The sequence below is a fragment of the Actinoallomurus purpureus genome, assembly GCF_024055795.1.
GTDB classification, from domain to species: Bacteria; Actinomycetota; Actinomycetes; order Streptosporangiales; family Streptosporangiaceae; genus Actinoallomurus; species Actinoallomurus purpureus.
The window spans coordinates 342,239-364,337 of sequence record NZ_JAMXMY010000004.1 but is presented as its reverse complement, the minus strand read 5'-3'; the positions used below and the strand labels follow the sequence as shown (position 1 = coordinate 364,337).

Sequence of the window (22,099 nt, the reverse complement as noted above, 5' to 3'; positions counted from 1 at the left end):
TCATGCCGGGCCGAAGGCGTGCGGGGTGTGCAGCCTGCGCAGTTCCTTGCCCGTGCCGAGGTACATGTGCACGCCGCAGGGCAGGCACGGGTCGAAGCTGCGCACGGTCCGCATGATGTCGATGCCCTTGAACGTCTCCGGTGGGTTCTCCTCGAAGATCGGGGTGTTCTGCACCGCGTCCTCGTACGGCCCCGGGGTCCCGTAGGAGTCGCGGACGCTGGCGTTCCACGGGGTCGGCGGGTACGGGTGGTAGTTGGCGATCTTGCCGTTCCTGATCACCATGTGGTGGGACAGGACACCGCGGACGGCCTCGGTGAAGCCGCAGCTGATCGCCTCGTCCGGCACGGTGAACGGCGTCCACGTCTGTGTGTGCCCCTGCCGGACCTCGTTCAGGGCCATCTGGCAGAAGTACAGCGCGCAAGCGGCGGCGTACGCCTGGAAGTAGGTGCGCGCCCGGTTGCGCTCGATCGTGTTGGACATCAGCTCGCCGTTCCGCTGCGGGATCGTCCACTCGAACGTCTTCTCCGGCAGCGTCGCGGTCCTCGGCAGGTTGATCACGACGCTGTAGCCGGTCGCCTTGACGTAGCCGATGTCCACGAGCCCGGACAGCGCCGTCGACCAGAGCCGCGCGAGAGGCCCGCCGCCGGTGTCCAGGGCGAGAAGGTCCTGCCCGTCGAACCAGCGCGGCGACATCACCCAGCTGTACTTGTCGGTGAAGTCGCGCTTCTGAGGCTTCGGGATCGTGTGCTGGTTCCACGGGTGCCGGATGTCGACCGGGTTGCCGAGCGGGTCGGTCCGGACGAACGGCTCCTGGTCGGCCCAGTCGTCGTAGTACGAGCTGCCGAGAAGGATCCGGATGCCGAGGTTGATGTCCACCAGGTCGTTGGTGACCAGCCGGCCGTCGATGATCACGCCCGGGGTGACGAACATCTTCCGGCCCCAGTCGGACATGTTCTCGTAGCGGAAGTCGCAGTGCTCCGGGTCGTTCAGGCTGCCCCAGCAGCCCAGCATCACCCGGCGCCGGCCCACCTGCTCATAGCCGGGCAGCGCGTAGTAGAAGAAGTCGAACAGGTCGTCGTGCATGGGCACGACCCGCTTCATGAACTCCACGTACCTGGTGAGCCGGGTGAGGTAGTCGGTGAACAGCTGGACCGTCGCCACCGTGCCGACGCCGCCCGGGTACAGCGTGGACGGGTGCACGTGCCTGCCCTCCATCAGGCAGAACATCTCCCGCGTCGTACGGCTCATGGCGAGGGCCTCGCGGTAGAACTCCCCTTCGAGGGGGTTCAGCGAGCGCATGATGTCGGCGATCGTGCGGTAGCCGTGGTCCCCGGCGTGCGGGGCCTGGGTGCGCTCGGCCAGCGCGAGCACGCCCGGGTTGGTCTCGCGGACCATCTTCTCGCAGAAGTCCACCCCGACCAGGTTCTCCTGGAAGATGTTGTGGTCGAACATGTACTCGGCGGACTCGCCAAGGTTGATGATCCACTCGCCGAGGTGCGGCGGGCGGACGTCGTAGGCCATGTTCTGCGCGTACACCGAGCAGGTCGCGTGGTTGTCGCCGCAGATGCCGCAGATCCGGCTCGTGATGAAGTGCGCGTCCCGCGGGTCCTTGCCCTTCATGAAGATGCTGTAGCCCCGGAAGATCGACGAGGTGCTGTAGCACTCGGCGACCTCCCGGTTGGCGAAGTCGACCTTGGCGTAGATCCCGAGGCTCCCCACGATCCGGGTGATCGGATCCCACGCCATCTCGACGAGTTCGCTCTCCTGCTTCTGCCTGCGCTTCTCTCGATGCGGTGTGGTGGTCATGCGATCAGCTCCAGGGCGGCGTGTAACCGGTGAGCAGAGCGCGGCCCTTCTGCCGCCACTTCGGCTCCTTGTCGACCGTCTCGAGGGTGATGCTCCGCAGCTTGCGGATCACCTTCCCGTACACGCCGCTGGTCCCGGACGACACACGCGCGCCCGGCGGCTCGTCCATGAACGGCATGAACTTGTCCGGGAATCCGGGCATCGTGCAGGCGATGCAGATGCCGCCGACGTTCGGGCAGCCGCCCACGCCGTTGATCCAGCCGCGCTTGGGAACGTTGCACTTCACGACCGGCCCCCAGCAGCCGATCTTGACCAGGCACTTCGGCGAGCCGTACTCGGTGGTGAACTGCCCCTGCTCGTAGTACCCGGCGCGGTCGCAGCCCTCGTGGACCGTCTGGCCGAACAGCCAGGTGGGGCGCCCCATTTCGTCCAGCGGGATCATCGGCGCCTGCCCCGCGACCTGGTACAGCAGGTACGTGATGGTCTCCGCCAGGTTGTCCGGGTGGACCGGGCAGCCGGGCACGTTGACGATCGGCAGCCCCGCCTTGGACCTCCAGTCCCAGCCGAGGTAGTCCGCGACGCCCATGGCGCCCGTCGGGTTGCCGGCCATGGCGTGGATGCCGCCGTACGCCGCGCAGGTGCCGGCGGCCAGGACGGCCGTCGCCTTGGGCGTGAGCCGGTCCAGCCACTCGCTGGTGGTCATGGGCTGGCCGGTGTCGGGGTTGTTGCCGAACCCGCACCAGTAGCCCTCCAGCTTGATCGACTCGTTGGGGATCGAGCCCTCGACGACGAGGACGAAGGGCTCCAGCTCGCCACGGTCCGCCTTGTGGAACCACTCGATGAACGTGTCGGCCCCCTGCATGGGGCCGGACTCGAAGTCGATCAGCGGCCAGTGCACGGCGACCCTCGGCAGCCCCGGCAGGGCGCCGAGCACGATCTCCTCGATGCTGGGCTGGGTCGCCGCCGTCAGGGCGACGGAGTCCCCGTCGCAGCTCAGCCCCGCATTGATCCACAGGATGTGGACGACCGGCTCCTCCTGCTCCTGGGGCTCGGCCGCCGGCGGTGCGGTTGGCGCCGTCATGTCGCCTCCTAGGCTGAGAGCGTCCCGAGGGCGTGCTGCGTCAGCTCCCACAGGACGTGGTAGACGGTCGTCTGCGCCTCCTGGATGCGGTGCACGGACGCCGACGGGATCACGAACAGGTAGTCGAGCGCCTCCAGCTCGGCCAGCTTGCCGCCCTGGTATCCAGCCAGCGCGATCGTGAGCATGCCGCGCCGGGCCGCCTCGTCGATCGCCCGGAGGACGTTGGCCGACCCGCCGCTCGTCGACAGGCCGAGCGCGATGTCGCCCGAGCCGCCCAGGGCGGCGAGCTGCCGGGCGAACACCACCTCGAAGCTCACGTCGTTGGACAGCGCGGTCAGCAACGCGACGTCACCGGTCAGGCACAGTGCGGGCAGCGCCCGCCCGCGCCCCGGGTAGGAGAACACCTCGGCGACCTCCTGGGCGTCGGTGCTGCTGCCGCCGTTCCCGAACGAGAACAGCCGGCCGCCCAGGGCGAACCTCTTGGCCATCGCCTCGGCGCACTCCGCGAGCAGGACCCCCGACCGCTCCGCGACCTCGCGCCGGAGGCTGACGATCTCCGCGGCCTTCTCCGCGGTCGACCGGCCGACCTCCGCCAGGACCGTCTCGATCTCGGACTCTCCCGAATACAGGAACGGATAGAGCTCCTGCATCCCCTCTGGTGGCTCACTCCCGGCCATTGCCGCTCCCCCCTGCGACCTCGCGTCGATCACCCCGCGCGACCACCGCGATGGCCTCTTTGGCGTGGACCAGGATCGTGTCGCCGACGGCCGCGTCGACCAGCGCGACGCTGATCTCCTCGTGCGCGCCGCCGCCCACGTCGGCGACCGCCAGGTCGCCGTCGAGCAAGCGCACCACCGTGACGGGCACGGCCTCGTCGGAACAGGTGACGCACACCTCCTCCGAACACGGGCCGCGCTCGGTCATCCGATCACCTCCGGGCCGAGCAGGCCGGGCTGCTCGAAGAACACGTGAACGAGCTCCCAGAGGATGTGGTACGTCGTCACGTGGATCTCCTTGACGACCGCGGGATCGTCGCACTGGGCGATCAGCAGGTGGTCGATCGCCGGGCTGCGGGCCAGCGTGCCGCCGTCCCCGCCGGTGAGCGCGACGGTGAGCAGCCCCAGCGCGTGGGCCGCCTCCAGGCCGCGAAGGACGTCCACGCACTGACCGTCCGAAGAGATGCCCAAGGCGATGTCCGCCGGCGCCGCCCACTCGCGAACCTGGTGGGCGAAGACCTCGGCGAACCCCTCATGGCACGCCACCCCGGTGATGGCCGCCGCGTCGTTGCTCACCGCCAAGGCCGGCAGCGCACGCTTGCCCACGATCACCGGATGCATGAATTCCACCGCGACGTGCGCCGCGTCCGTGCCGGCCCCGCCGTTGCCGAAGGCGATCAGTTTGCCGCCCCGGTGAAAGCGGACCGCCATGTCCTGGCACGCGCGGGCCACACGCTCGGAGTCGTCGGCGAGCATCCGGCCGGCCGTCTCACGCCTCGCGAACGCCTGACTGACCCGTTCCATGGGTGGTGTCACAGTCATGTGCACGCTCCATCCCGGATCCGTACCGTCACGCTATGTCCACGTTGTTCCGGACGGACACCCTGTCTCGCACAATCGGCGGTAAAGGCTCGGCGTGGTAGGTAAGTTCTCGGTGACGACAGTCGTGGGGACGTCTCGGAGCTCCCACGCCGCGGGCAACAATCGACGTATGCGATCAGCCTCCGCTCGGCTGCTGATCCGCGTCGAGGGGATCGTGCAGGGGGTCGGGTTCCGGCCGTACGTTCATTCACTCGCCCGGCGGCTGGAGCTGGCCGGATGGGTGGGCAACGACGCCCACGGCGTCTTCGTCGAGGTCGAGGGCCCGTCCGACGCGCTGACGCGGTTCCAGGAGGGACTCCGGGACGATCCGCCGCCCCTGGCGGTGATCCACCGGATGACCGCGACACCGCTTCCGGTCCGGGGCGAGCGCGGGTTCCGCATCGTCCCGAGCCGACGGGGGGACGACCGCGAGACGCTGATCTCCCCGGACGTCGCCACCTGCGCGGACTGCCTCGCCGAGCTGTTCGACCCCGCCGACCGGCGGTACCGCTATCCGTTCGTCAACTGCACGAACTGCGGGCCGCGCTTCACCATCATCCGCGACGTTCCGTACGACCGGCCGGTGACGACGATGGCCGGGTTCGCCATGTGCGACGCGTGCGCGGCGGAGTACCACGATCCAGCGGACCGGCGGTTCCACGCCCAGCCCACGTGCTGCCCGGCCTGCGGCCCCACGCTCCGCCTTCGCGGCGCGCAGGGCGACGATCCGATCGCGGCGGCGGCCGAGGTGTTGCGGGCCGGGGCCGTCCTGGCCGTGAAGGGGCTCGGCGGCCACCACCTGGCGGTCGACGCCCGCGACGAGGCGGCGGCCCGGCGCCTGCGCTCGCGCAAGCACCGCGAGGACAAGCCGTTCGCCGTGATGGTCCCCGACCTCGACGCCGCCCGGCGGCTCTGCCTCCTGGACCTCGCCGCCGAACGCCTGCTCACCGGACCGCGACGCCCGATCGTGCTGCTTCCCCGGCGCCCCGACGCACCGGTGGCGGAGGCGGTCGCCCCGGGCAACCGCGAGCTCGGGATCATGCTGCCGTACACGCCGCTGCACCATCTCCTGGCCCGCGAGCTCGGCCGCCCGTACGTCCTGACGAGCGGCAACGTGGCAGAGGAACCCATCGCCTTCCGGGACGAGGACGCCTTCAAGCGGCTCTCCGGCGTCGCCGACGCGTTCCTCACGCACGACCGGCCGATCCACATCCGCACCGACGACTCCGTCGTGCGCGTCGTACGGGGCCGGGAGCTCCCGCTGCGGCGGTCACGCGGGTACGCGCCGCAGCCGGTGTGGCTCGCCCGGCCGGCCCCCCGCCCGGTGCTGGGCTGCGGGGCCGAGCTCAAGAACACCTTCTGTCTCCTCAAAGAGGACCGCGCCTTCGTCTCCCATCACATCGGGGACCTGGAGAACTACGAGACGCTGCGTTCCTTCACCGAGGGGATCGAGCACTTCCGGCGCCTGTTCGCCATCACACCGCGCGTCGTCGCCCACGACCTGCATCCGGAGTACCTGTCGACGAAGTACGCCCTGGCGCTCGACGACGTCGACCTCGTGGGCGTGCAGCACCACCACGCCCACATCGCCGCTTGCCTCGCGGACAACCGGGAGGCCGGCCCGGTGATCGGAGTCGCCTTCGACGGCACCGGCTACGGCCCCGACGGAACGATCTGGGGCGGCGAGCTCCTCGTCGCGGACCTGACCGGGTACGTACGGGCGGGACACCTGTCCCCGGTGCCCCTGCCGGGCGGGGTGACCGCCATCCGGCAGCCCTGGCGGATGGCCGCCGCCCACCTGGACGCGGCGTACGACGGCGCGCCACCCACGGGCCTGGACGTCGTGGCCCGCCACCGGCCGGACTGGGACGCCGTACGGGCGGTGGCGAGGTCCGGCGTGAACTCCCCGCTCACCTCCAGCGCCGGCCGCCTGTTCGACGCGGTCGCGGCCCTGCTCGGCGTACGGGACATCGTGAACTACGAGGGCCAGGCGGCGATCGAGCTGGAGCAACGCGCCGACCCCCGTGAGACGGCCGGCCACCCGGCGCGGATCGACCGCGCCGACCAGCCGGCCGTCCGGGACGACGGGCGGCTTCCCGGGACCGGCGACCCGCTGTCCGTCCGAGACAGCGACGGGCGCTTTCCCGGAATCGGCGACCCGCTGGTCATCCGGGCCGACGACCTGATCCGCGCCGTAGTCGACGACCTGCGCGGCGGCCTCCCTGTCGCGACCGTCGCCGCGCGCTTCCACCACGGCCTCGCCGACGTCACCGTGGCCGCCTGCGCGCGCCTGTGCGCCGCCACCGGGATCGGGACGGTGGCACTGTCCGGGGGCGTCTTCCAGAACCGGCTGCTGCTGTACCGCGTCACCGACGGCCTCGAACGGCACGGCCTGCGAGTGCTCGTCCACCAGCGGGTGCCGCCGAACGACGGCGGCATCAGCCTCGGCCAGGTCGCCATCGCCGCCGCCCGCGACGCACGTTCGTGACCGGGCGTCCGGTCCAGACGCGCCCATCCGTCTTTCAAGGCCGCCGCGGACGGGAGTCCGCGGCGGCCGGTGAACTCACTCGATCGACGCCGTCACCGCAGGCCGGCGCGGCCGACGATTTTCACGGTGAGACGGGTGAGGGAGTACGTGACGGCACCCACGGGGAGCTTCTTCCACCGGGGGTCCACGCCGTTGGCTTTCGAGATCGGCGCGTTGTGGCCGTTGTTGACGGTTCGCTGCCCCACCATCTGGTAATTGGCCGGATCGAGGAGGAACTGTTCGCCGTAGCCGTGGGTCACCGCGATGGCGGGGCGGCCGGCGCCGTCCTTGACCTTTTCGACCTTGACGCCGGGGATCGTGGCCATGACGCGATACAGGGCGGCCTGGGCGTTGGGCGGAATGCCGACCGGGGTGCTCCAGATCCATTGCGCGGCATTTCCGAATGCTTCGCCATCGCGCGTCGGGTATCGCCAGTCGCTGCGCTTCTCAGCGTCAACATCCTTGTAGATCTTCGCGCGAAGCGCTTTGGGATCCGTCGGAAGCGACGCGAGCGCACGGTAGGTCTTCTGGGCGTAACGCGACACGGGGGCTCTTGAGGAAAAGTAGACCAGCTTTCCCTTCTGCAATTCGGCGTCTTTCGTACCGTCGAGTTTTCTCCAGTGCTCACTCGTCACGTGCTGCGTGCCGTGCTCGGCGCCGAGCCCGTACTCCAGCGTCTTCTCGTACAGCCACTGGTCCGGGCGGGGGATCGGCTGCGGGCGTGTCTCCGCGGCCTGGGCGGCCTTGCCGAGCACCTCCGACGCGCTCGCCAGGCGCACCGCCGGCGCCCGCGACGCGCCGGGCTCGCCACCCGCTCCGACGGTCAGGACACCGGCGGTGACGGCGGCAGCGGCCACCGCGGCGACCGCAGACGCGGTACGTACGCGGTGCCACAACCGCATCCGGCGGCGTGACGGCGATTCTCGATCCCCGGCGGTCGGTGGAGGAAGGAACACCGCGAACACCGGGCGATCGCCGACAAGGGCCACAGCTCCCGCGCGAGCTGGGAGCGACTGTCCGGCGGCCGTCGTCGAGAGCCGCCCGCGACGAGGCCCTGCCGCAGTGGGTCAGGAGGTCGTCGCCGCGTCCCAGAGCGCGGACTCCGTTTCGTAGCCCGGCTCCGCGGCGGCCGCCGCGTAAGCGCGTTCGAGGTCCGCCGAACGCGGCCGGTCGGGGCCGAGGACGAAGTCGGGGTCGATCTGGGCGGCGAGGTCGTGGCCGGTCGCGGCGTTCGCCCAGGCGCGGGCGTTCTTGAGGTGGAACTCGACGGCCTGGCGGGTGAACTTCGGCCAGTCCTTCGGGCGGGCCTCGACCGCCGCCCGCAGCGTGGCGAGCGCCGTCCGGTCGCGCTGCTCCAGGTCGTCGAGGTGGAACGGACGTCCCTGCTCCATGGCCCGCACGGCGCCGGACTGCCCGACGCAGCACAGCAGGGCGTCGCCGACGTGCTCGCGCAGGAAGGCGACGTCATCGGGGCCGTGCACCTTGTTCCCGATGACCCGGAGGGCGACGTCGTAGTCGGCCGCGTACTCGGTCCACTGGCGGTAGACCGCGACGCCCTTCCGGGTCGGCTCGGCGACCAGGAAGGTCAGGTCGAAGCGCGTGAACATGCCGGAGGCGAACGACTCCGCGCCGGCCGTGCAGTCGACGACGACGTACTCGCCGGGCCCGTCGACGAGGTGGTTGAGGTACAGCTCGACCGCCCCGGTCTTGGAGTGGTAGCAGGAGACGCCCAGGTCCTCGTCGCTGAACGGCCCGGTCACCATCAGCCGCGCTCCGGCGGCCGGCACCGCCAGCCGGGAGTGGATCGGGTCGTCGCCGCCCAGTCGGAGCAGCCGCGAGCCGGTGCCCGGCGGCGTGGTCTTCACCATCGCCGCCGCCGAGAAGATCCGGGGGTTGTCGCCCCGGAGGTGCTCCTTGATCTTGGCGAGGTCCGCGCCCATGGCCGGAATCGCGGCGGCGGCCTGCTCGGACAGGCCGAGCGCGACGCCGAGGTGCTGGTTGATGTCGGCGTCCACCGCCACGACCGGTGCGCCTTCGGCCGCCAGATGACGGATGAACAGGGACGACAAGGTCGTCTTGCCGCTGCCGCCCTTGCCGACGAATGCGACCTTCATGTCTTCCTCCCGGCCGATGCGTGCCACTCCTGACATCGCTCAGCGTAGCCATATGAATACTTTGCGCGATGATGTTCGGCGGCATCGACTATAGAGGAAACGAAAACCGTTTTCACGCTGGCCCCGCCCCGCCGCGTCAGACCGACCGGAGCCGGATCTGCACCTCGGGGACGACACCCACGCGCTCGGCCTTGACGACGACTTTCCGGATTCTTGGTAGCTGCCGGAATATCCAGATGATCCTTGTTGTTAAGAAAGCGGAGAGTTTCGGCGGCTTCGGGCAGTGTTGCAGAGCGGTGACATCGGCGCGTCCCGCCACGGGGACGTTTGTGGACTCACAAGGCGGGCATGGTGATCGATTAGCGCGCCACGCCGCAGATGGTATCCGTCACCCTCTTGGAAACGATCAGTAATCGCGCGATGCTGTGATGGTCACGGGTGCCCCACGGTGTTCCGGACAGGAGGTCCAATGGACGTTGCCCTGGACATGTTCGCGTTGGAATGCGAGGACTACACCCTCGCCATGCCACGCGGTGAGGTCGATGCCTTCACGGGCCACACGTTCCGGGGGCGTCTGCTGGAGCTCATCGCGCGGGCCGACCGGCCGCTGCTGGTCGACATGAGCGGGGTGCCGTTCTTCTCCGCGGCCGGCCTGAACGCCGTCGTCGCCGCCGAGAAGCTCTCCCGCGTGCGGGGCGTCCCGATCGCCTACTTCAGCCTCATGCCCTGCGTCGAGCGTCCCTTCCGGATCACGGGCGTGGACAAGGTCGCCCTCATCTGCCCGACCATGCAGGACGCCCTCTGGTGCGTCATCCCGCTGAGCGACGCCGAGATCGAGAGCTGGGACCTGTCCTCCTGATCCTGAGGAGAGCAGCGCCCGCCGCATCCGTCGTGACGAGCCGGTGAAGAACGCGGTGCCCCGCCAGGAGTTCCTGGCGGGGCACCGCGTCGTTCCGCCCAGGAGGCCGAAGCCGTCGTCGTCGGCCATCCCCGGGTGTCACGGCCGGGCGTCACCCGCAGGGTGTCATCGTCGGCCGTCACCGTCCCCCGCGGGCAGCTCGGCCGAGACCGGCTCGGCGGCGATCGCCCTGGCCCCGGTCGGATGCCGCATGAGCTGGGCGTCCTCCTTGAGGGTCTCGACGGTCCGGTGGGGCGTGGGCGAGACGGTCCGCATCCGGCGGCGACCCAGGGTGTACATGACGGCCCCCGCGATCGCCCAGAGACCCGCGACGATCAGTGCGGCCCAGCCCAGATCCAGCACGTGTCCGATGCCGATCACCGCCGCGAACGACAGCAGCACCAGCACCATGTAGCCGGCGAAGCCCGCCCCGCCGAACAGGCCGGCGGCCTTCCCGGCCTTGGTCGCCTCCTCATGGATCTCCGCCTTCGCCAGCGCGACCTCCTGCCGCATCAGCTTCTGCAGGTCCGCGGTCGCGTCGCTGACGAGCCGGCCGATCGAGGTGTCCCCGGACGTGGTGGTCCGGCGTGTTCCAGGACCGTGCACAAAGGTCGACATGTCAGCTCACCTCCGTTCGATTCGTGGCCCGATCGACTCGGTGCCTCGTCGAAGGTTTCGATGGAGCCATCCCATACCCGCTGAGTACCGTTCGACCCCTGATGGCCCGCTACTCCACCATGACAAGGGCTCGCTGTCGGCGGCGTGATCTCCGTCATCGCGACTCGATCGTCACCTGTTCGCCCTGCCGGGTGCCGTACCGCTCGGGTACGGTGCGCGGCATGGTCGATGCGTTCGATGTGCGTGCGGAGCTGGCCGAGGTCGAGGACCGCGCCGGTGCGTGGCGGTTCATCCAGGGGTTCGCGGCCGCGTGGGCGCCCCCGCTCACCGAGGCGGACGGCTGGGACGACGCGGCCCTGACCGCCGTCGAGACCCGGCTCGGGATCACGCTGCCGGCCGCGGTGCGCGAGGCGTACTCCCTGTTCGGCCGGCGCACGGACCTGACGAGCAACCGGGACGAGCTGCTCGAGCCGAAGCAGCTGTACGTCCACGACGGCCTGCTGGTCTTCCGGGACGAGGACCAGGGCGCGGCCCGCTGGGGCGTCCGGCTCGACGGCGCCGACCCGGCGGTGTTCATCCGGCCCGACCTGGACGATGAGGGCGCCGAGAGCTGGGAGTCGTGGCTGGACTCCTTCTCCCTCGCCTGCGTCGAGATGGTGCTGTCGGAGTCGCTGCACGCCGATGAGACGCTCGCCGACTACCGCGAGGTCGACGAGGACGACCTCGAGGTGCTCGAGCACTACACCCGCCTGCCCCTGCCCGAGTACCCCTCGGGACAGTTGCCCGGATCACGGTGGTTCGCCGGCCTGGACGTGCTTGTGCGGGAGGACCAGCGGTCATGGATCACGATCCGCGCCCGTACGGAAGAGGCGCTCGTCAACGCGTGTGAGGACTTCGGCGGCGGCTGGCTCGCCTGAACGCACGGCGATCACCGGAACGGAGCAGCGCTCACCACGATGCCCGGTGCGGGTGATCGCCGACCGGGTCACCGTCGGCCGGTGCCGGTCAGGAGCGTGTCCACGACGAGGTCCGCGGCCTGCGGGGGCTTCAAATCGGGAAATCGGTGGGCGGCGCTGTCGACGAGGTCGTCCAGCACGGCGCGGGCCCAGCCGGTCGGCAGGTCGGTCCTCAGGAACCCTTCGTCGGCCGCCCGGCGCATGAAGACGTCCAGGCGGCGGCTCAGTTTCTCTCGGCGGACGCTCGCGGTGGGGTGGTCGAGGATCATCCGGCGCGTGTCCACCGGCCACTCCCGGCTGACGGGGATGATGCCCTCCACGTAGCGGTGGAGGGCGACCGGTACCGGTGCCTCGGTGAGTCGCGCCTCGTCGAGGACCCGCTCGGAGGAGTCGAGCTTCGTCTCGGAGACGGCGGCGAGTAGTGCCTCTCGCGTGGCGAACCGCCGGTAGACGGTTCTCCGGTCGACGCCGGCCTCCGTGGCGATGGTCGCGATGCTCGTCGACGGGTCCTCGGCCAGCAGGCGGGCTCCGGTGCGGAGCACCGCGTCCAGATTGCGGGCGGCGTCAGCTCTCATCTCGGCTCCCGGGCGCAGGTGTGGCGGTCGATCGACCAAATCTTCTCACGTGCGAGGAAATAACCCTCCCAACTGTCACGTTGCTGTGACAGTTGCTTGAGGAAGTTCCTCTCAACGGAAGGAAACAGATCATGGCTCGAACCTGGCTCGTCACCGGTAGCTCGCGTGGCCTGGGCCGCGCGCTGGCCGTCGCCGCGCTGGAGCGTGGGAACAACGTCGTGGCGACCGCCCGCCGCCCCGAACAGCTCGCCGACCTCGTGGACCGGTACGGCGATCGCATCCGTACGTTCGCGCTGGACGTCGCCGACGCCGAGGCCGCGCGTGCCGCCGTCCGATTCGCCGTCGAGGCGTTCGGCCGCCTCGACGTGGTCGTCAACAACGCCGGATACGCCAACTCCTCGGCGATCGAGGAGACCACGGAAGAGGACTTCTACGCGCAGGTGGAGGCGAACTTCTTCGGCGTCGTGAACGTCACGAAGGCCGCGCTTCCGGTGCTGCGCGCGCAGCGCTCCGGCCACTTCGTGCAGGTCTCCTCGATCGGCGGCCGCGTGGGCGGTTCGCCGGGCGCCGCCGCCTACCAGGCGTCGAAATTCGCGGTCGAAGGCTTCTCCGAGGTTCTGAACAATGAGGTGAAGCCGCTCGCCATCAAGGTGACGATCGTCGAGCCAGGGGCGTTCCGCACCGACTGGGCCGGTTCGTCCATGGCCATCGCGCCCGTCGGCCCCGACTACGAGCAGACCGTCGGCGCGATGAACCGCCGCCGTGCGGGATCCGACCGGTCTGCGCCCGGGGATCCGGAGCGGGCGGCGCAGGTCATCCTGGACATCGTCGGCCTGGACGACCCGCCGCTGCGTCTCCTGCTCGGCTCGGACGCGCTGGCGGCGGCGGAGCGGTCGTCTCGGGAACGCGCGGCCGAAGCGGACCGGTGGGCCGAAGCGAGCCGCTCCACCGATTTCCCGGACGTGGCCTGATCGAGGAAACGGGGCGTCTGCGACGACTTCGGCGAGGGCTGGCTCGCCTGAGATCGCGTGACCCACAGAGAAAAGCGGTCCCCCGAGTCGGGGGACCGCCTGTGTGAGGGAGCCGCGTTTTCAGAACCTAGAAACGCGGTCCCCTGTCCGGAGTGTGCGGGGGCGGCAGCGTGCGCGCCGGGTCCGGCCTCTCCTGCGGCCCCTGCTCGGTCGGCTCCTGCTCGGTCGGCTCCTTGCGCTTCTGCTCGGGCATGGTGCGCTCCTTCTTGTTCGTGATGGCGGTCCATGCGTCTGCTGAGGACCGCGACCCGTTCGCCGTGGAAGGGGCTGGTGAGAACAGTTCGGTTCCGGAGCCGGAGGGCAAGTAGGCCGACGCGGAACGTCGGAGGCGCCGGTCAGGCCATTTCGGAGCCACGGGCCTGCCGGGGGAGCAGGAACCCGAGCCCGAACGCCAGCACGATCAGCCCGATGGTGAGCAGCGCCGTGGTCTCGGCGGCGTCGAGCGCGTCGCGGCGGTGGGTGTCCAGACCGGCCGTGGTCACCGCCCGTACGACCGCCGGGGAGGCGGATCCGCCGGTGGCCCGGCAGCTGGCCGGCACGGTGTCCGGGTCCTTCTCGGCCTCGCGGTCGTGCACGCAGGTCCGGACGCCCGCGACGATCGGGGCCTGGGCCGGGGCGGGCACGCCGGCGCGGGTCAGCGCGGCGCGTAGCCGGGGCGCGGCGGCCGAGTCGAAGTTGTGGTGCGCCTGCGCGCCGAGGAGCCCGAAGAACACGGTGCCGATGACGGCGACGCCGAGCGACATGCCGAGCTGCTGGACGGCCTGCAGGGTGCTGGACGCCGAGCCGACCTCGTGGTCGGTGACCTCGCCGAGGATGATGTCGAACAGCGGCACGAAGATCATGCCCATTCCGACGCCGCCGATCAGCAGCGGAACGAGGAAGTCGACGCTCGTGACGCCCGGCCCGGCGTACTCGAAGACGGCGTAGAGGACGGCGAGCCCCGCGCCCATACCGACCAGCCCGATGTGCAGGAGCGTGCGGCCGAGCTTGACCATCAGCATGCCGCTGGCCGCCGATCCGACCATCGCGCCGAACGCCCAGGGCGCCGTCGTGAGGCTGGCGCGCAGCGGGCTGTACCCGAGGCCGACCTGCATGAAGATGCCCAGCGTGAGCAGCGTGCCGCCCATCGCGCCGGTGAAGGCGATCGCGAAGAGCACGCCGGAGGTGTACGAGCGGCGGGTGAAGACGCCCGGCTCGATCAGCGGCGTCGCGCCGGTCCGCTTGCGCCGGACCTGGTACGCGGCGAACAGCGTGAGCACCGGAAGCGAGCAGGCCAGGAGGGCCTTGATCCAGGTCGGCCAGCCGAGTTCACGGCCCTGCACGAGCGGGAAGATCAGCATGAAGGTGCCGGACGCGGCGAGCGCGATACCGGGCAGGTCGAGCCTTGCCGAGCGTACGGCCGGCGGCGTCGCCGGGAGGAACCGCGCCGCGACGGTCAGGGCGAACGCTCCGATCGGCACGTTGACCAGGAAGATCATCCGCCACCCGGTGCCGAACAGGTCGGCGTGGATGAGCGTTCCGCCGATGATCGGGCCGAGCACGGCGGACAGCCCCATGACCGGGCCGAACGCGGTCCACGCCTTCTTCATCTCCTCCGGCGGGAACAGGTCGCGGATCAGGCCGAACCCCTGCGGCAACATCACCGCCCCGAACGTGCCCTGGAGCACCCGCGAGACGATCAACATGGTCGGGGAGGCCGCCGTCGCACAGGCCACGGAGGCGACCGTGAAGCCCGCCACCCCGACCAGCAGCATCCGCTTGCGGCCGAACATGTCGCCGAGCCGCCCGCCGATGAGCAGCATGACCGCGAGCGCCATCGTGTAGCCCGCCGCCATCCACTGCAGCGTCGCGTACGAGCCGCCGAGGCTCGCCCGGATCGCCGGCGCCGCCGTGTTGATCACGGTGCTGTCCAGCAGGTCCATGACGCTGGAGGCGAGGACGGCGGAGAACGCGAGCCACCGCCAGCGGTACGGCGCGGCGGTCTTCTCGTCCGCCGCGAGCGGGGATTCGAGGATTTCGGTCAAGACCATCTCCTGTGAACGAGGGCGATGGACAAGACACTAGGCTGCATAGTGGCCAGTTTCTGACCTCAATGACGGGAACTCTGGAGACATGGCGAACACGAGCTCACGGACGCTCCGGCTGCTGTCCCTCCTGCAGACCCACCGCTACTGGCCCGGCCCCGAGCTGTCCGACCGCCTCGGCGTCTCCCCCCGCACCCTCCGCCGCGACGTCGACCGGCTACGCGAGCTGGGCTATCCGGTCGTCGCCCACCGGGGCGTGGACGGCGGCTACCAACTGGCCCCCGGTGCCGCGCTGCCCCCGCTCGTGGTCGACGACGAGGAGGCCGTGGCACTCGCCGTCGGCCTGCGGATGGCCGCGCAGGGCGCCGTCGCCGGCATCGAGGAGTCGGCGGTACGCGCACTGACGAAGGTGGTGCAGGTGATGCCGCCCCGGCTGCGCCGCCGGATCGACGCGCTGCGCACGGTCACCGTCCCCGCGGTCTGGGGAGCGGGCCCGACGATCGACGCGGACGTGCTGACCGCCGTCGCCCAGGCCTGCCGCGACGAGGAACGGCTGCGGTTCTCCTACCGGGCGCGGGACGGCGAGCTGACCGCCCGCCACGTCGAGCCGCACCGGCTCGTCTCGCTCGGCCGCCGCTGGTACCTCGTCGCGTACGACCTGACCCGGCACGACTGGCGCAGCTTCCGCCTCGACCGCCTCGCCGACCCGGGCACCACGGGCGAGCGGTTCCGCCCCCGCGACCTGCCCGCCGAGGACGCGGCGTCCTTCGTACGGGCGGGCATCGCCACCATGCCGACGACGTACGCCGTCGAGGTGGTCGTCCACGCCCCGGCGGCGAAGGTCCGGGGCGCCGTCTCGCGGTGGGGCACGGTCGAGGAGGTCGACGACGACCGCTCCCGGCTGTTCATGACCGTTGACAGCCTGGAGTGGCCCACCATGGTGATCGGCGCGATCGGCGCGGACTTCGAGATCGTCGGCCCGCCCGAGCTGACCGGCTTCGTCCGCGAGTGGGGCACCCGCTTCCTCCGCGTCACCGGCTGACCGCCCGGTCTCGGGCGCCACGAGGCCAGTTACGAGGCATGTTCGGAGCACAGGCAGCCGACGCCCTTCTCGATCCAGTCCCGACCCTCCCACTCCGGATGCCGCGCGATCATCAAGGCCTTCACCTCCTCCGCGATCGTCTCCTCGCTCATGGCCGAGTCGCGGCGTGTCCAGGTCTCGTCGCGGAGCAGGCGAAGGTAGTCGCGCACATCCGCCAGGAGTTGCGGCCCGCCCACGTCGCCGTGGCCGGGCACCACCACCTGCGGACTCTGTGCGGCCAGCCGCTCCATCACCGCCAGCCAGCGGGTGCCCGACACGTCGGTGTCGTGTGGGGGGAACCACGGGAAGATCGCGAACTGGCCGGCCTCCACGAGGTCGCCGGTGAACATCACCCCGGAGTCCGGGACCGTGACGATCTGGTCGCCCTTGCTGTGGGCCCGGCCGGTGGCCCGCAACCGCACCACCCGACCGCCCAGGTCCAGGTCGTACTCGTCGTCGTACACGAGGTCGGGCGTGACCAACCGGACGCCCTCGAGCCGGCGCGCGATCACTTCATCGAGTCCTCTGAACATCCCGAGATAGCCGGGGCCCTTCGCCCGGAGGTCCTCCGCCTGCGCCCTGTTGATCAGGAAGGTCGCCTCCCCGGCGAACACCTGAGCACCGAATGCGTGCTCGGGATGAAAATGCGTCGTCGTCAGGTACATCTTCCGGCCGCCGGCGAATTCGGCCGCGAATTCCAGTACGGTTTCGGCGTTCTCCGGCCCGATGCCGGTCTCGACCACCAGCACCGAATGCGTACCACCGATCAGCCCGATGTTCGGCACCAGCGGCACGCGGCGGTCCGGGACCACCACCAGATCCCGGGCGAGCTCCTGCGCGCCCGTGACCTGTACGACGGGATCGGGCATCACGTAGTCGTTCATATCGGCTCCAAGGAAATCGCCATCGTTACCGCCGACGGCCCGTCAACGGGCTCATATCGCGGCGGATTCGGTCTCGCCCCAGTCCATCGCGGGGCCGCGTGAGGCGTCCAACACCGATTCCGAACCACCGATACCGCGTCGGTATCATCGCTGCCGATGGAGCTACGCGCGCTGCGCTACTTCGTGGCCGTCGCCGAAGAGCTGCACTTCGGCCGGGCCGCCGCGCGACTGCACATGACTCAGCCGCCGCTGAGCCGGGCCATCAGGCAACTGGAGACCGACCTCGGCGCCGTCCTGCTGCACCGATCGCCCGCCGGGGTCACCCTCACGCCCGCCGGGGCGCTCCTCCTCGATGAGGCGCGCACCCTTCTGGAACAGGCCGACCGGGCGCGCGTCCGGGTCGCCACCGCGGCGGGCACCGCCACTCTCACCATCGGCACCCTCGCCGACAGCGCCGAACAGGCCGGTACCCGCCTGGCCGCCGCGTACCGGCGACGCCACCCCGGAGTGAACATCCGCATCCGTGAGGCCGACTTCACCGACCCGACCACCGGGCTGCGCGCCGGCCTCGTCGACGTCGCCCTCACCCGGGCACCGTTCGACGACACCGGCATCAGCACGCATGTGCTGCGCTCCGACCCCGTCGGCGTGGTCCTGCGCACCGACGACCCCCTCGCCGACCGAGACGCGCTGTACCTGAGCGACCTGGCAGACCGTCGCTGGTGTCTGCTACCCGAGGACACCGACCCCATCTGGCGTGCCTACTGGAACGGCACCACGCCCACCGACCGAACCCACGACGACCGCATCGGCCGCGACCGCGACGCCCCCACGGGCCGCGACCGCGCAGGCCTCACCGGCCGCGACCACGACGGCCTCACCGGCCGGGATCGCGCAGGCCTCACCGGCCGCGACCACGACGGCCCGATCGGCCGGGACCGCGATGGTCCCGTCGTGCGAACCGTTCACGAATGCATCCAGGCGGTCATCTGGAGCGGCACCGTCGGCCTCACCCCGCTCGTCCACGAGCTGCCCGACGGTCTCACGTCGGTCCCGCTGCTCGACATGCCGCCCAGCCGCCTCGTCGTCGCCTGGAACAGCGCCGACTCCAGCCCCTTGATCCGCTCGTTCACCCAGCTCGCCGTCGCCGGGCTGCGGTAGACGGGCGACATCAGCACCCTGCTCCCCGAAACGATCGTCCCGGATACCAGCACCACGGCATCGCCCACCGCCCCGCGCCGACACGCCCCCGCGACCTTGGCGATCGCCTGGCCCCGACAGTCCCGATGGACGGCCACCGTAGCGCTCGCCCGCGCCGCCACCCGTGGCGCGCTGGCGATCACTTGCATGATCGTCGAGGTTCTCCGTTGCTCCCGAGACGAAGAACCTCAATGATCAGCGAGCCGCCGCCCCCACGCACCGACTCGTCGTGGCCGCGAACACGGCCGCGTCCGTCCGGCGGTGCGGGTTCGCCGGCTGCGATGGCGAGCCCGCACCGGTCGGACGTCGGCGCCGGAGGCGGTCCTCGTGCGGTCCGTGTCTCAGGCCTGTTCGACCCCGATCTGGCGGAGCAGTCGGTTCACGTCGACCACCGCCCAGATCTCGTTGATCCGGTCACCGTCAAAGCCGAAGATCACATTGGCGGTGGTCTCGATCTTCCGGCCGCTCGGCGGGTTACCGAAGAAGTCACCGTCGTGAGTGCCGGTGAGCGTCCAGCGCACGGCGGCCTTGTCCCCTTCGCTGATCACATCCTCGACCTGGTAGTGCAGGTCGGAGAAGCCGGCCCGCATGAACGCGTCCACTCGCCGTACGGCCGCCGGCCCCCGGGGCGCGTCCGGATCATGGGTGGTCATGTCCGGCGTGATGAGCGCCTCGGCCAGCTCCGGCCGCCGCTGGTTGAGCATCTCCTCGTAGAATCGGTGCACGATCTCGGTCTTCGACGTCATCTCGCTCCCTCTACTCGTCGGCTCGGTCTCGACGCCAGTGGAGACAAGACAGGGGGGCGTTTTGTGACAGCAACGGACGATGTTTTCGAGGGCGAGCGCAACCGGCTGTTCGGGCTTGCCTACCGGCTCCTGGGCTCGGCGGCCGACGCCGAGGACACCGTTCAAGAGGCGTTCCTGCGCTGGCACGCCGCCGACCGGTCCGCGATCGAGACTCACGGCACGTGGCTGACGAAGGTGGTCACCAACCTCTGCCTGAACCACCTGACCTCCGCACGGGTCCGCCGCGAACGAACGGGGCCTTGGCTACCGGAACCGCTGCTCACCGAGCACGGTGCGCTCGGACCGCTCGAGAGCGCCGAACAGCGAGAATCCGTGTCCCTGGCCCTTCTGATGCTCCTGGAACGGCTGACCCCGGCCGAGCGCGCCGTCTTCGTCCTCCGGGAGGCCTTCGGCTACGCGTACGAGAACATCGCCGCCATCGTGACGACCTCGGAGGCGAACTGCCGTCAGCTCCACAGCCGCGCCCGCCGCCGGATCGGGGATGGCCGCACCCGTTTCGACGCGCCGGACGAGCAGGCGCGCCGCCTCGCCGAACGTTTCCTCACCGCCGCCCGGTCCGGTGACCTGGCCGCGCTGGAGGACCTGCTCGCCGCCGACGTCACGGCGTGGATGGACGCCGGCCCGTCCGCCCGGCGGATGCTGCACGGCCGAGAGGAGGTCCGCCGGCTGGCGGTCGTGGCCCTTGCCCGGTTCGCGAGCTCGACGATGGTCACCGAGGTCAACGCCGCCCCCGCCCTGCTCTTCGTACGGGCCGAAGCGCTGCTGGGCGTCACCGTCTTCGAGATCGACGGCGGCCGCATCCACGGCGTCCGTACGGTAATCGACCCACGCAAACTAGCCGTCATCAGCCGCCGCCTCCCGCTTACGGGGGAGGTCGAACCCGGAACCCAGGGAGCCAGCCGGGCCCGCACCCGCCGACCCGAGGACTCTGCCGCCGGCGTTGACGGATAGATCGCACCAAAACGGGCGCCGCACCGTCCATCCCGACGGCAAGGAGGCAACACCGACGGCAAAGCCGCAAGGCGGCTCCGTCGGCTGGTCGAGCATGCCGGGCAAATCCGCGGCGCCTCGAGCGGCGCGGTGCCGCCTGGTGTGGGGCGGTCGGGGTGCTGTCGCGCGAGGCGACAGTACGGTGCCGCGTTTCGGCGCGATGCGCCGGCGGGTGCGCGGCCGCGAGCGCGGTGCGTTCTTACGCGGTGCGTTCTTACGCGGTGCGCTGCGGCGCGGCTTCAGGGCTGTGCGGTGCGGGTCACGCGGCGCGGGCCGGCGCGGGCCGGCGCGGTCTCAGGGCTGTGCGGTGCGGGTCCACGCGGTGTGCTGCGGCGCGGCCCACTTCAGCGCCGCGTAATGCCGCGTCGCTCGGTCGCTCGGTCGGCGCGGTGGGTCCGCGCCGACCCGTCGTAGTCGCGTGCGTGGCCGCGTCCGTCCGGTGGTGCCGGCTCGACGGTCGCGATGGCGAGACCGCCTCCGGCCGGGCACCCCACCGGAGCCGCTCACTGGTACGGTCCGCCTCGCTGTTCCGGAGGGTCGCGATCTGATGGAGCAGCCGGTTCACGTCGACCACCGCCAGGGACCCTGGGGCGCGCCCCGCCCTTCGTTGACTTCGGGATTATCGCCGTTCCAGGTGGCCGCGGAAGGGCGATAATCCCGAACTCAACGGAGTCGGCCGGGTGTGCATCCACCGGCCGGGGGACCTCGTCGCTGGTATTGACGGACGGACTCCGACAAAACGGGTGCCCCACCGACAGCCCCGACGGTAAGCCGTCACGACTTTGGAAGTCGGCTGTACGGCCGAGCAAGCCCCGCGGCCGCGGGCAAGACCGGTCGCGCCGGCGGCGCACCGCCCGCCTGGCCCAGCGGCGGCTGGACGCTGGACGACATCAGCGGCGACCTGACCCTGCCGGCTACCGGGCGATGGCCGCCACAGTCAGTGGCGGGCGGCAAGGCGGTCACGTCGGTGGCGAAGGCGACGCCGGCGCGCTGCCGCCACGGTGCTCGCGCATCACAGGGGCAGCGGATCCGCGAGCCTTTCGAGCTGGTCGACCATCGTGGGGAGGTCCGCGGCCAGGGGATGGACGAGGACGTGGTCGGCGCCGGCGTCCAGGTGGGCCCGGATCCGGGACGCGGCCGTCTTCTCGTCGCCCCAGGCGAGGATCGCGTCGATGAGCCGGTCGCTCCGATCGCCGGCAAGGTCCTCGTCGCCGTACCCCAGCCGCCGGTAGTGCCGCGTGTAGGGGGAGTCCATGCCCTGCCGCCCCGCCCCGAGCATGGCGCGCAACCGGCCACGGGCCGCCGCCGGGTCCGTCTCGAGAACAACCACCTGATGCGGGATCAGCAGCTTGTCGTCGCCCAGGGAGGTCCGTGCCCGCGCCGTGTGCTCGACCGGCTGGAGGAACGGGTGCACGCCGTCCGCGCGTTCGGCGGCCAGCGCATGCGCCTTCGGGCCGAGGGCGGCGAGGACGCGCGGATACCGGATCTCGGGCAGCAGCCGTGTGGCGGCCGCATCCATCGCGTCGAGGTAGTCCCGGAGCTGGGCGAGCGGCCGGTCGCCGGTCTGGCCGCCGAGTCCGAGGATGAAGCGGCCGGGGTACGCCTCCGCCAGAGTGGCCGCCCCCGCGTGCATGGCCACCGGATCGCGCATGCCGATGTTGGCGATCCCCGTTCCGACGACGATCCTCTCCGTGGCGGCGAGCATCAGCCCGTGCTGGACGAGCGCCTCACGGCCTGCACCCGGGGACGACGACGGCGGCTCGCCGCTCCACAGCGAGCCGTATCCGAGGCGCTCGATCCGGGCGAACTCCCGCCGCTGCACCGCGACGGGAGTCACGAGCAAGGACTGCGGCGGTATCCACACACCGAACCGTCCAAGCCGCTGTCGAGCCTCGTCCACCACCATGACCGCCTCCGTCCTAATCGGAGGA

At 70.7% G+C, this 22,099-nt stretch carries 21 protein-coding genes; 7 read left to right on the top strand and 14 right to left on the bottom strand.

The features are described from left to right. From NE236_RS11310 to NE236_RS11290, 5 genes are read right to left on the bottom strand one after another with little or no spacing between them, the layout of a single operon-like run. Positions 1-1,806: a nickel-dependent hydrogenase large subunit gene (locus NE236_RS11310; RefSeq protein WP_252841843.1), complete on the bottom strand. Its 1,806-nt coding sequence runs from the start codon at positions 1,804-1,806 to the stop codon at positions 1-3. 4 nt (positions 1,807-1,810) lie between these two features. After that, positions 1,811-2,887, bottom strand: a complete 1,077-nt coding sequence (locus NE236_RS11305; protein WP_252841842.1) for an NADH-quinone oxidoreductase subunit B family protein — start codon at positions 2,885-2,887, stop codon at positions 1,811-1,813. Between the two features lie 8 nt (positions 2,888-2,895). Then, entirely contained in the window at positions 2,896-3,564 is a 669-nt protein-coding gene (locus NE236_RS11300) for a D-sedoheptulose-7-phosphate isomerase (RefSeq protein ID WP_252841841.1), read from the bottom strand. Continuing rightward, positions 3,551-3,811 (bottom strand): HypC/HybG/HupF family hydrogenase formation chaperone, encoded by a 261-nt coding sequence (locus NE236_RS11295; RefSeq protein WP_252841840.1) that lies wholly within the window; start codon positions 3,809-3,811, stop codon positions 3,551-3,553. Before NE236_RS11295 ends, NE236_RS11300 begins: the two co-directional genes overlap by 14 nt. Further along, a complete protein-coding gene (locus NE236_RS11290; protein ID WP_252841839.1) occupies positions 3,808-4,425 on the bottom strand; it encodes a D-sedoheptulose-7-phosphate isomerase in 618 nt (205 codons plus the stop codon). The genes NE236_RS11295 and NE236_RS11290 overlap by 4 nt, the downstream gene beginning before the upstream one ends. 169 nt (positions 4,426-4,594) lie before the next feature. Here NE236_RS11290 and hypF point away from each other — a divergent pair, with 169 nt between their 5' ends. After that, positions 4,595-6,952, top strand: coding sequence for a carbamoyltransferase HypF (hypF, locus tag NE236_RS11285; protein ID WP_252841838.1), 2,358 nt, complete (start codon positions 4,595-4,597; stop codon positions 6,950-6,952). A gap of 92 nt (positions 6,953-7,044) precedes the next feature. On the opposite strand, the gene NE236_RS11280 is transcribed toward hypF, so the two are convergent. Both NE236_RS11280 and NE236_RS11275 read right to left on the bottom strand, forming a co-directional pair. Then, a complete protein-coding gene (locus tag NE236_RS11280) occupies positions 7,045-7,947 on the bottom strand; it encodes a CU044_5270 family protein (protein WP_308209079.1) in 903 nt (300 codons plus the stop codon). Positions 7,948-8,058: 111 nt separating this feature from the next. Further along, positions 8,059-9,105, bottom strand: a complete 1,047-nt coding sequence (locus NE236_RS11275; RefSeq protein WP_252841837.1) for an ATP-binding protein — start codon at positions 9,103-9,105, stop codon at positions 8,059-8,061. Between the two features lie 469 nt (positions 9,106-9,574). Here NE236_RS11275 and NE236_RS11270 point away from each other — a divergent pair, with 469 nt between their 5' ends. Then, on the top strand, positions 9,575-9,964 hold the full coding sequence (locus tag NE236_RS11270) for an STAS domain-containing protein (protein ID WP_252841836.1): 390 nt from the start codon (positions 9,575-9,577) through the stop codon (positions 9,962-9,964). Between the two features lie 165 nt (positions 9,965-10,129). Here the strand turns inward: NE236_RS11270 and NE236_RS11265 are convergent, their stop codons facing one another. Further along, positions 10,130-10,621 carry a phage holin family protein gene (locus tag NE236_RS11265; protein WP_252841835.1) on the bottom strand — a complete coding sequence of 164 codons (492 nt, stop codon included), beginning with the start codon at positions 10,619-10,621 and terminating at the stop codon, positions 10,130-10,132. Between the two features lie 221 nt (positions 10,622-10,842). Between NE236_RS11265 and NE236_RS11260 the strand changes: the two genes are divergently transcribed. Then, positions 10,843-11,538, top strand: a complete 696-nt coding sequence (locus NE236_RS11260) for a hypothetical protein (protein ID WP_252841834.1) — start codon at positions 10,843-10,845, stop codon at positions 11,536-11,538. Positions 11,539-11,606: 68 nt separating this feature from the next. Here NE236_RS11260 and NE236_RS11255 read toward each other — a convergent pair whose 3' ends face one another. Then, the gene (locus tag NE236_RS11255; RefSeq protein WP_252841833.1) at positions 11,607-12,152 is read right to left on the bottom strand and encodes a TetR/AcrR family transcriptional regulator; all 546 of its coding nucleotides are present in this window, start codon (positions 12,150-12,152) and stop codon (positions 11,607-11,609) included. A 131-nt stretch (positions 12,153-12,283) separates the two neighbouring features. On the opposite strand from NE236_RS11255, the gene NE236_RS11250 reads away from it, so the two are divergent. Further along, on the top strand, positions 12,284-13,123 hold the full coding sequence (locus tag NE236_RS11250) for an oxidoreductase (protein WP_252841832.1): 840 nt from the start codon (positions 12,284-12,286) through the stop codon (positions 13,121-13,123). Positions 13,124-13,250: 127 nt separating this feature from the next. Here NE236_RS11250 and NE236_RS43445 read toward each other — a convergent pair whose 3' ends face one another. Further along, complete coding sequence (locus NE236_RS43445; protein ID WP_289850203.1) at positions 13,251-13,376, bottom strand: hypothetical protein; 126 nt, start codon at positions 13,374-13,376, stop codon at positions 13,251-13,253. A 142-nt stretch (positions 13,377-13,518) separates the two neighbouring features. Next, complete coding sequence (locus NE236_RS11245; protein ID WP_252841831.1) at positions 13,519-15,207, bottom strand: MFS transporter; 1,689 nt, start codon at positions 15,205-15,207, stop codon at positions 13,519-13,521. Between the two features lie 88 nt (positions 15,208-15,295). Between NE236_RS11245 and NE236_RS11240 the strand changes: the two genes are divergently transcribed. Continuing rightward, complete coding sequence (locus tag NE236_RS11240; protein WP_252841830.1) at positions 15,296-16,249, top strand: helix-turn-helix transcriptional regulator; 954 nt, start codon at positions 15,296-15,298, stop codon at positions 16,247-16,249. 29 nt (positions 16,250-16,278) lie between these two features. On the opposite strand, the gene NE236_RS11235 is transcribed toward NE236_RS11240, so the two are convergent. Beyond that, complete coding sequence (locus tag NE236_RS11235) at positions 16,279-17,172, bottom strand: MBL fold metallo-hydrolase (protein ID WP_252841829.1); 894 nt, start codon at positions 17,170-17,172, stop codon at positions 16,279-16,281. A gap of 156 nt (positions 17,173-17,328) precedes the next feature. On the opposite strand from NE236_RS11235, the gene NE236_RS11225 reads away from it, so the two are divergent. After that, positions 17,329-18,333, top strand: coding sequence for a LysR family transcriptional regulator (locus NE236_RS11225; RefSeq protein ID WP_289850202.1), 1,005 nt, complete (start codon positions 17,329-17,331; stop codon positions 18,331-18,333). Between the two features lie 380 nt (positions 18,334-18,713). On the opposite strand, the gene NE236_RS11220 is transcribed toward NE236_RS11225, so the two are convergent. Then, entirely contained in the window at positions 18,714-19,118 is a 405-nt protein-coding gene (locus NE236_RS11220) for an ester cyclase (protein ID WP_252841828.1), read from the bottom strand. A 63-nt stretch (positions 19,119-19,181) separates the two neighbouring features. Here NE236_RS11220 and sigJ point away from each other — a divergent pair, with 63 nt between their 5' ends. After that, entirely contained in the window at positions 19,182-20,129 is a 948-nt protein-coding gene (gene sigJ / locus NE236_RS11215) for an RNA polymerase sigma factor SigJ (RefSeq protein WP_252841827.1), read from the top strand. A 1,051-nt stretch (positions 20,130-21,180) separates the two neighbouring features. Here the strand turns inward: sigJ and NE236_RS11210 are convergent. Beyond that, the gene (locus NE236_RS11210) at positions 21,181-22,074 is read right to left on the bottom strand and encodes a TIGR03620 family F420-dependent LLM class oxidoreductase (RefSeq protein ID WP_252841826.1); all 894 of its coding nucleotides are present in this window, start codon (positions 22,072-22,074) and stop codon (positions 21,181-21,183) included. Between the last annotated feature and the right edge of the window lie 25 nt (positions 22,075-22,099).

Coding starts and splice junctions, on each gene's coding strand:
- NE236_RS11310 (WP_252841843.1), bottom strand. CDS start 1,806: ATGACCACCACACCGCATCGAGAGAAGCGCAGGCAGAAGCAGGAGAGC.
- NE236_RS11305 (WP_252841842.1), bottom strand. CDS start 2,887: ATGACGGCGCCAACCGCACCGCCGGCGGCCGAGCCCCAGGAGCAGGAG.
- NE236_RS11300 (WP_252841841.1), bottom strand. CDS start 3,564: ATGGCCGGGAGTGAGCCACCAGAGGGGATGCAGGAGCTCTATCCGTTC.
- NE236_RS11295 (WP_252841840.1), bottom strand. CDS start 3,811: ATGACCGAGCGCGGCCCGTGTTCGGAGGAGGTGTGCGTCACCTGTTCC.
- NE236_RS11290 (WP_252841839.1), bottom strand. CDS start 4,425: ATGACTGTGACACCACCCATGGAACGGGTCAGTCAGGCGTTCGCGAGG.
- hypF (WP_252841838.1), top strand. CDS start 4,595: ATGCGATCAGCCTCCGCTCGGCTGCTGATCCGCGTCGAGGGGATCGTG.
- NE236_RS11275 (WP_252841837.1), bottom strand. CDS start 9,105: ATGAAGGTCGCATTCGTCGGCAAGGGCGGCAGCGGCAAGACGACCTTG.
- NE236_RS11270 (WP_252841836.1), top strand. CDS start 9,575: ATGGACGTTGCCCTGGACATGTTCGCGTTGGAATGCGAGGACTACACC.
- NE236_RS11265 (WP_252841835.1), bottom strand. CDS start 10,621: ATGTCGACCTTTGTGCACGGTCCTGGAACACGCCGGACCACCACGTCC.
- NE236_RS11260 (WP_252841834.1), top strand. CDS start 10,843: ATGGTCGATGCGTTCGATGTGCGTGCGGAGCTGGCCGAGGTCGAGGAC.
- NE236_RS11255 (WP_252841833.1), bottom strand. CDS start 12,152: ATGAGAGCTGACGCCGCCCGCAATCTGGACGCGGTGCTCCGCACCGGA.
- NE236_RS11250 (WP_252841832.1), top strand. CDS start 12,284: ATGGCTCGAACCTGGCTCGTCACCGGTAGCTCGCGTGGCCTGGGCCGC.
- NE236_RS43445 (WP_289850203.1), bottom strand. CDS start 13,376: ATGCCCGAGCAGAAGCGCAAGGAGCCGACCGAGCAGGAGCCGACCGAG.
- NE236_RS11240 (WP_252841830.1), top strand. CDS start 15,296: ATGGCGAACACGAGCTCACGGACGCTCCGGCTGCTGTCCCTCCTGCAG.
- NE236_RS11235 (WP_252841829.1), bottom strand. CDS start 17,172: ATGAACGACTACGTGATGCCCGATCCCGTCGTACAGGTCACGGGCGCG.
- NE236_RS11225 (WP_289850202.1), top strand. CDS start 17,329: ATGGAGCTACGCGCGCTGCGCTACTTCGTGGCCGTCGCCGAAGAGCTG.
- NE236_RS11220 (WP_252841828.1), bottom strand. CDS start 19,118: ATGACGTCGAAGACCGAGATCGTGCACCGATTCTACGAGGAGATGCTC.
- NE236_RS11210 (WP_252841826.1), bottom strand. CDS start 22,074: ATGGTGGTGGACGAGGCTCGACAGCGGCTTGGACGGTTCGGTGTGTGG.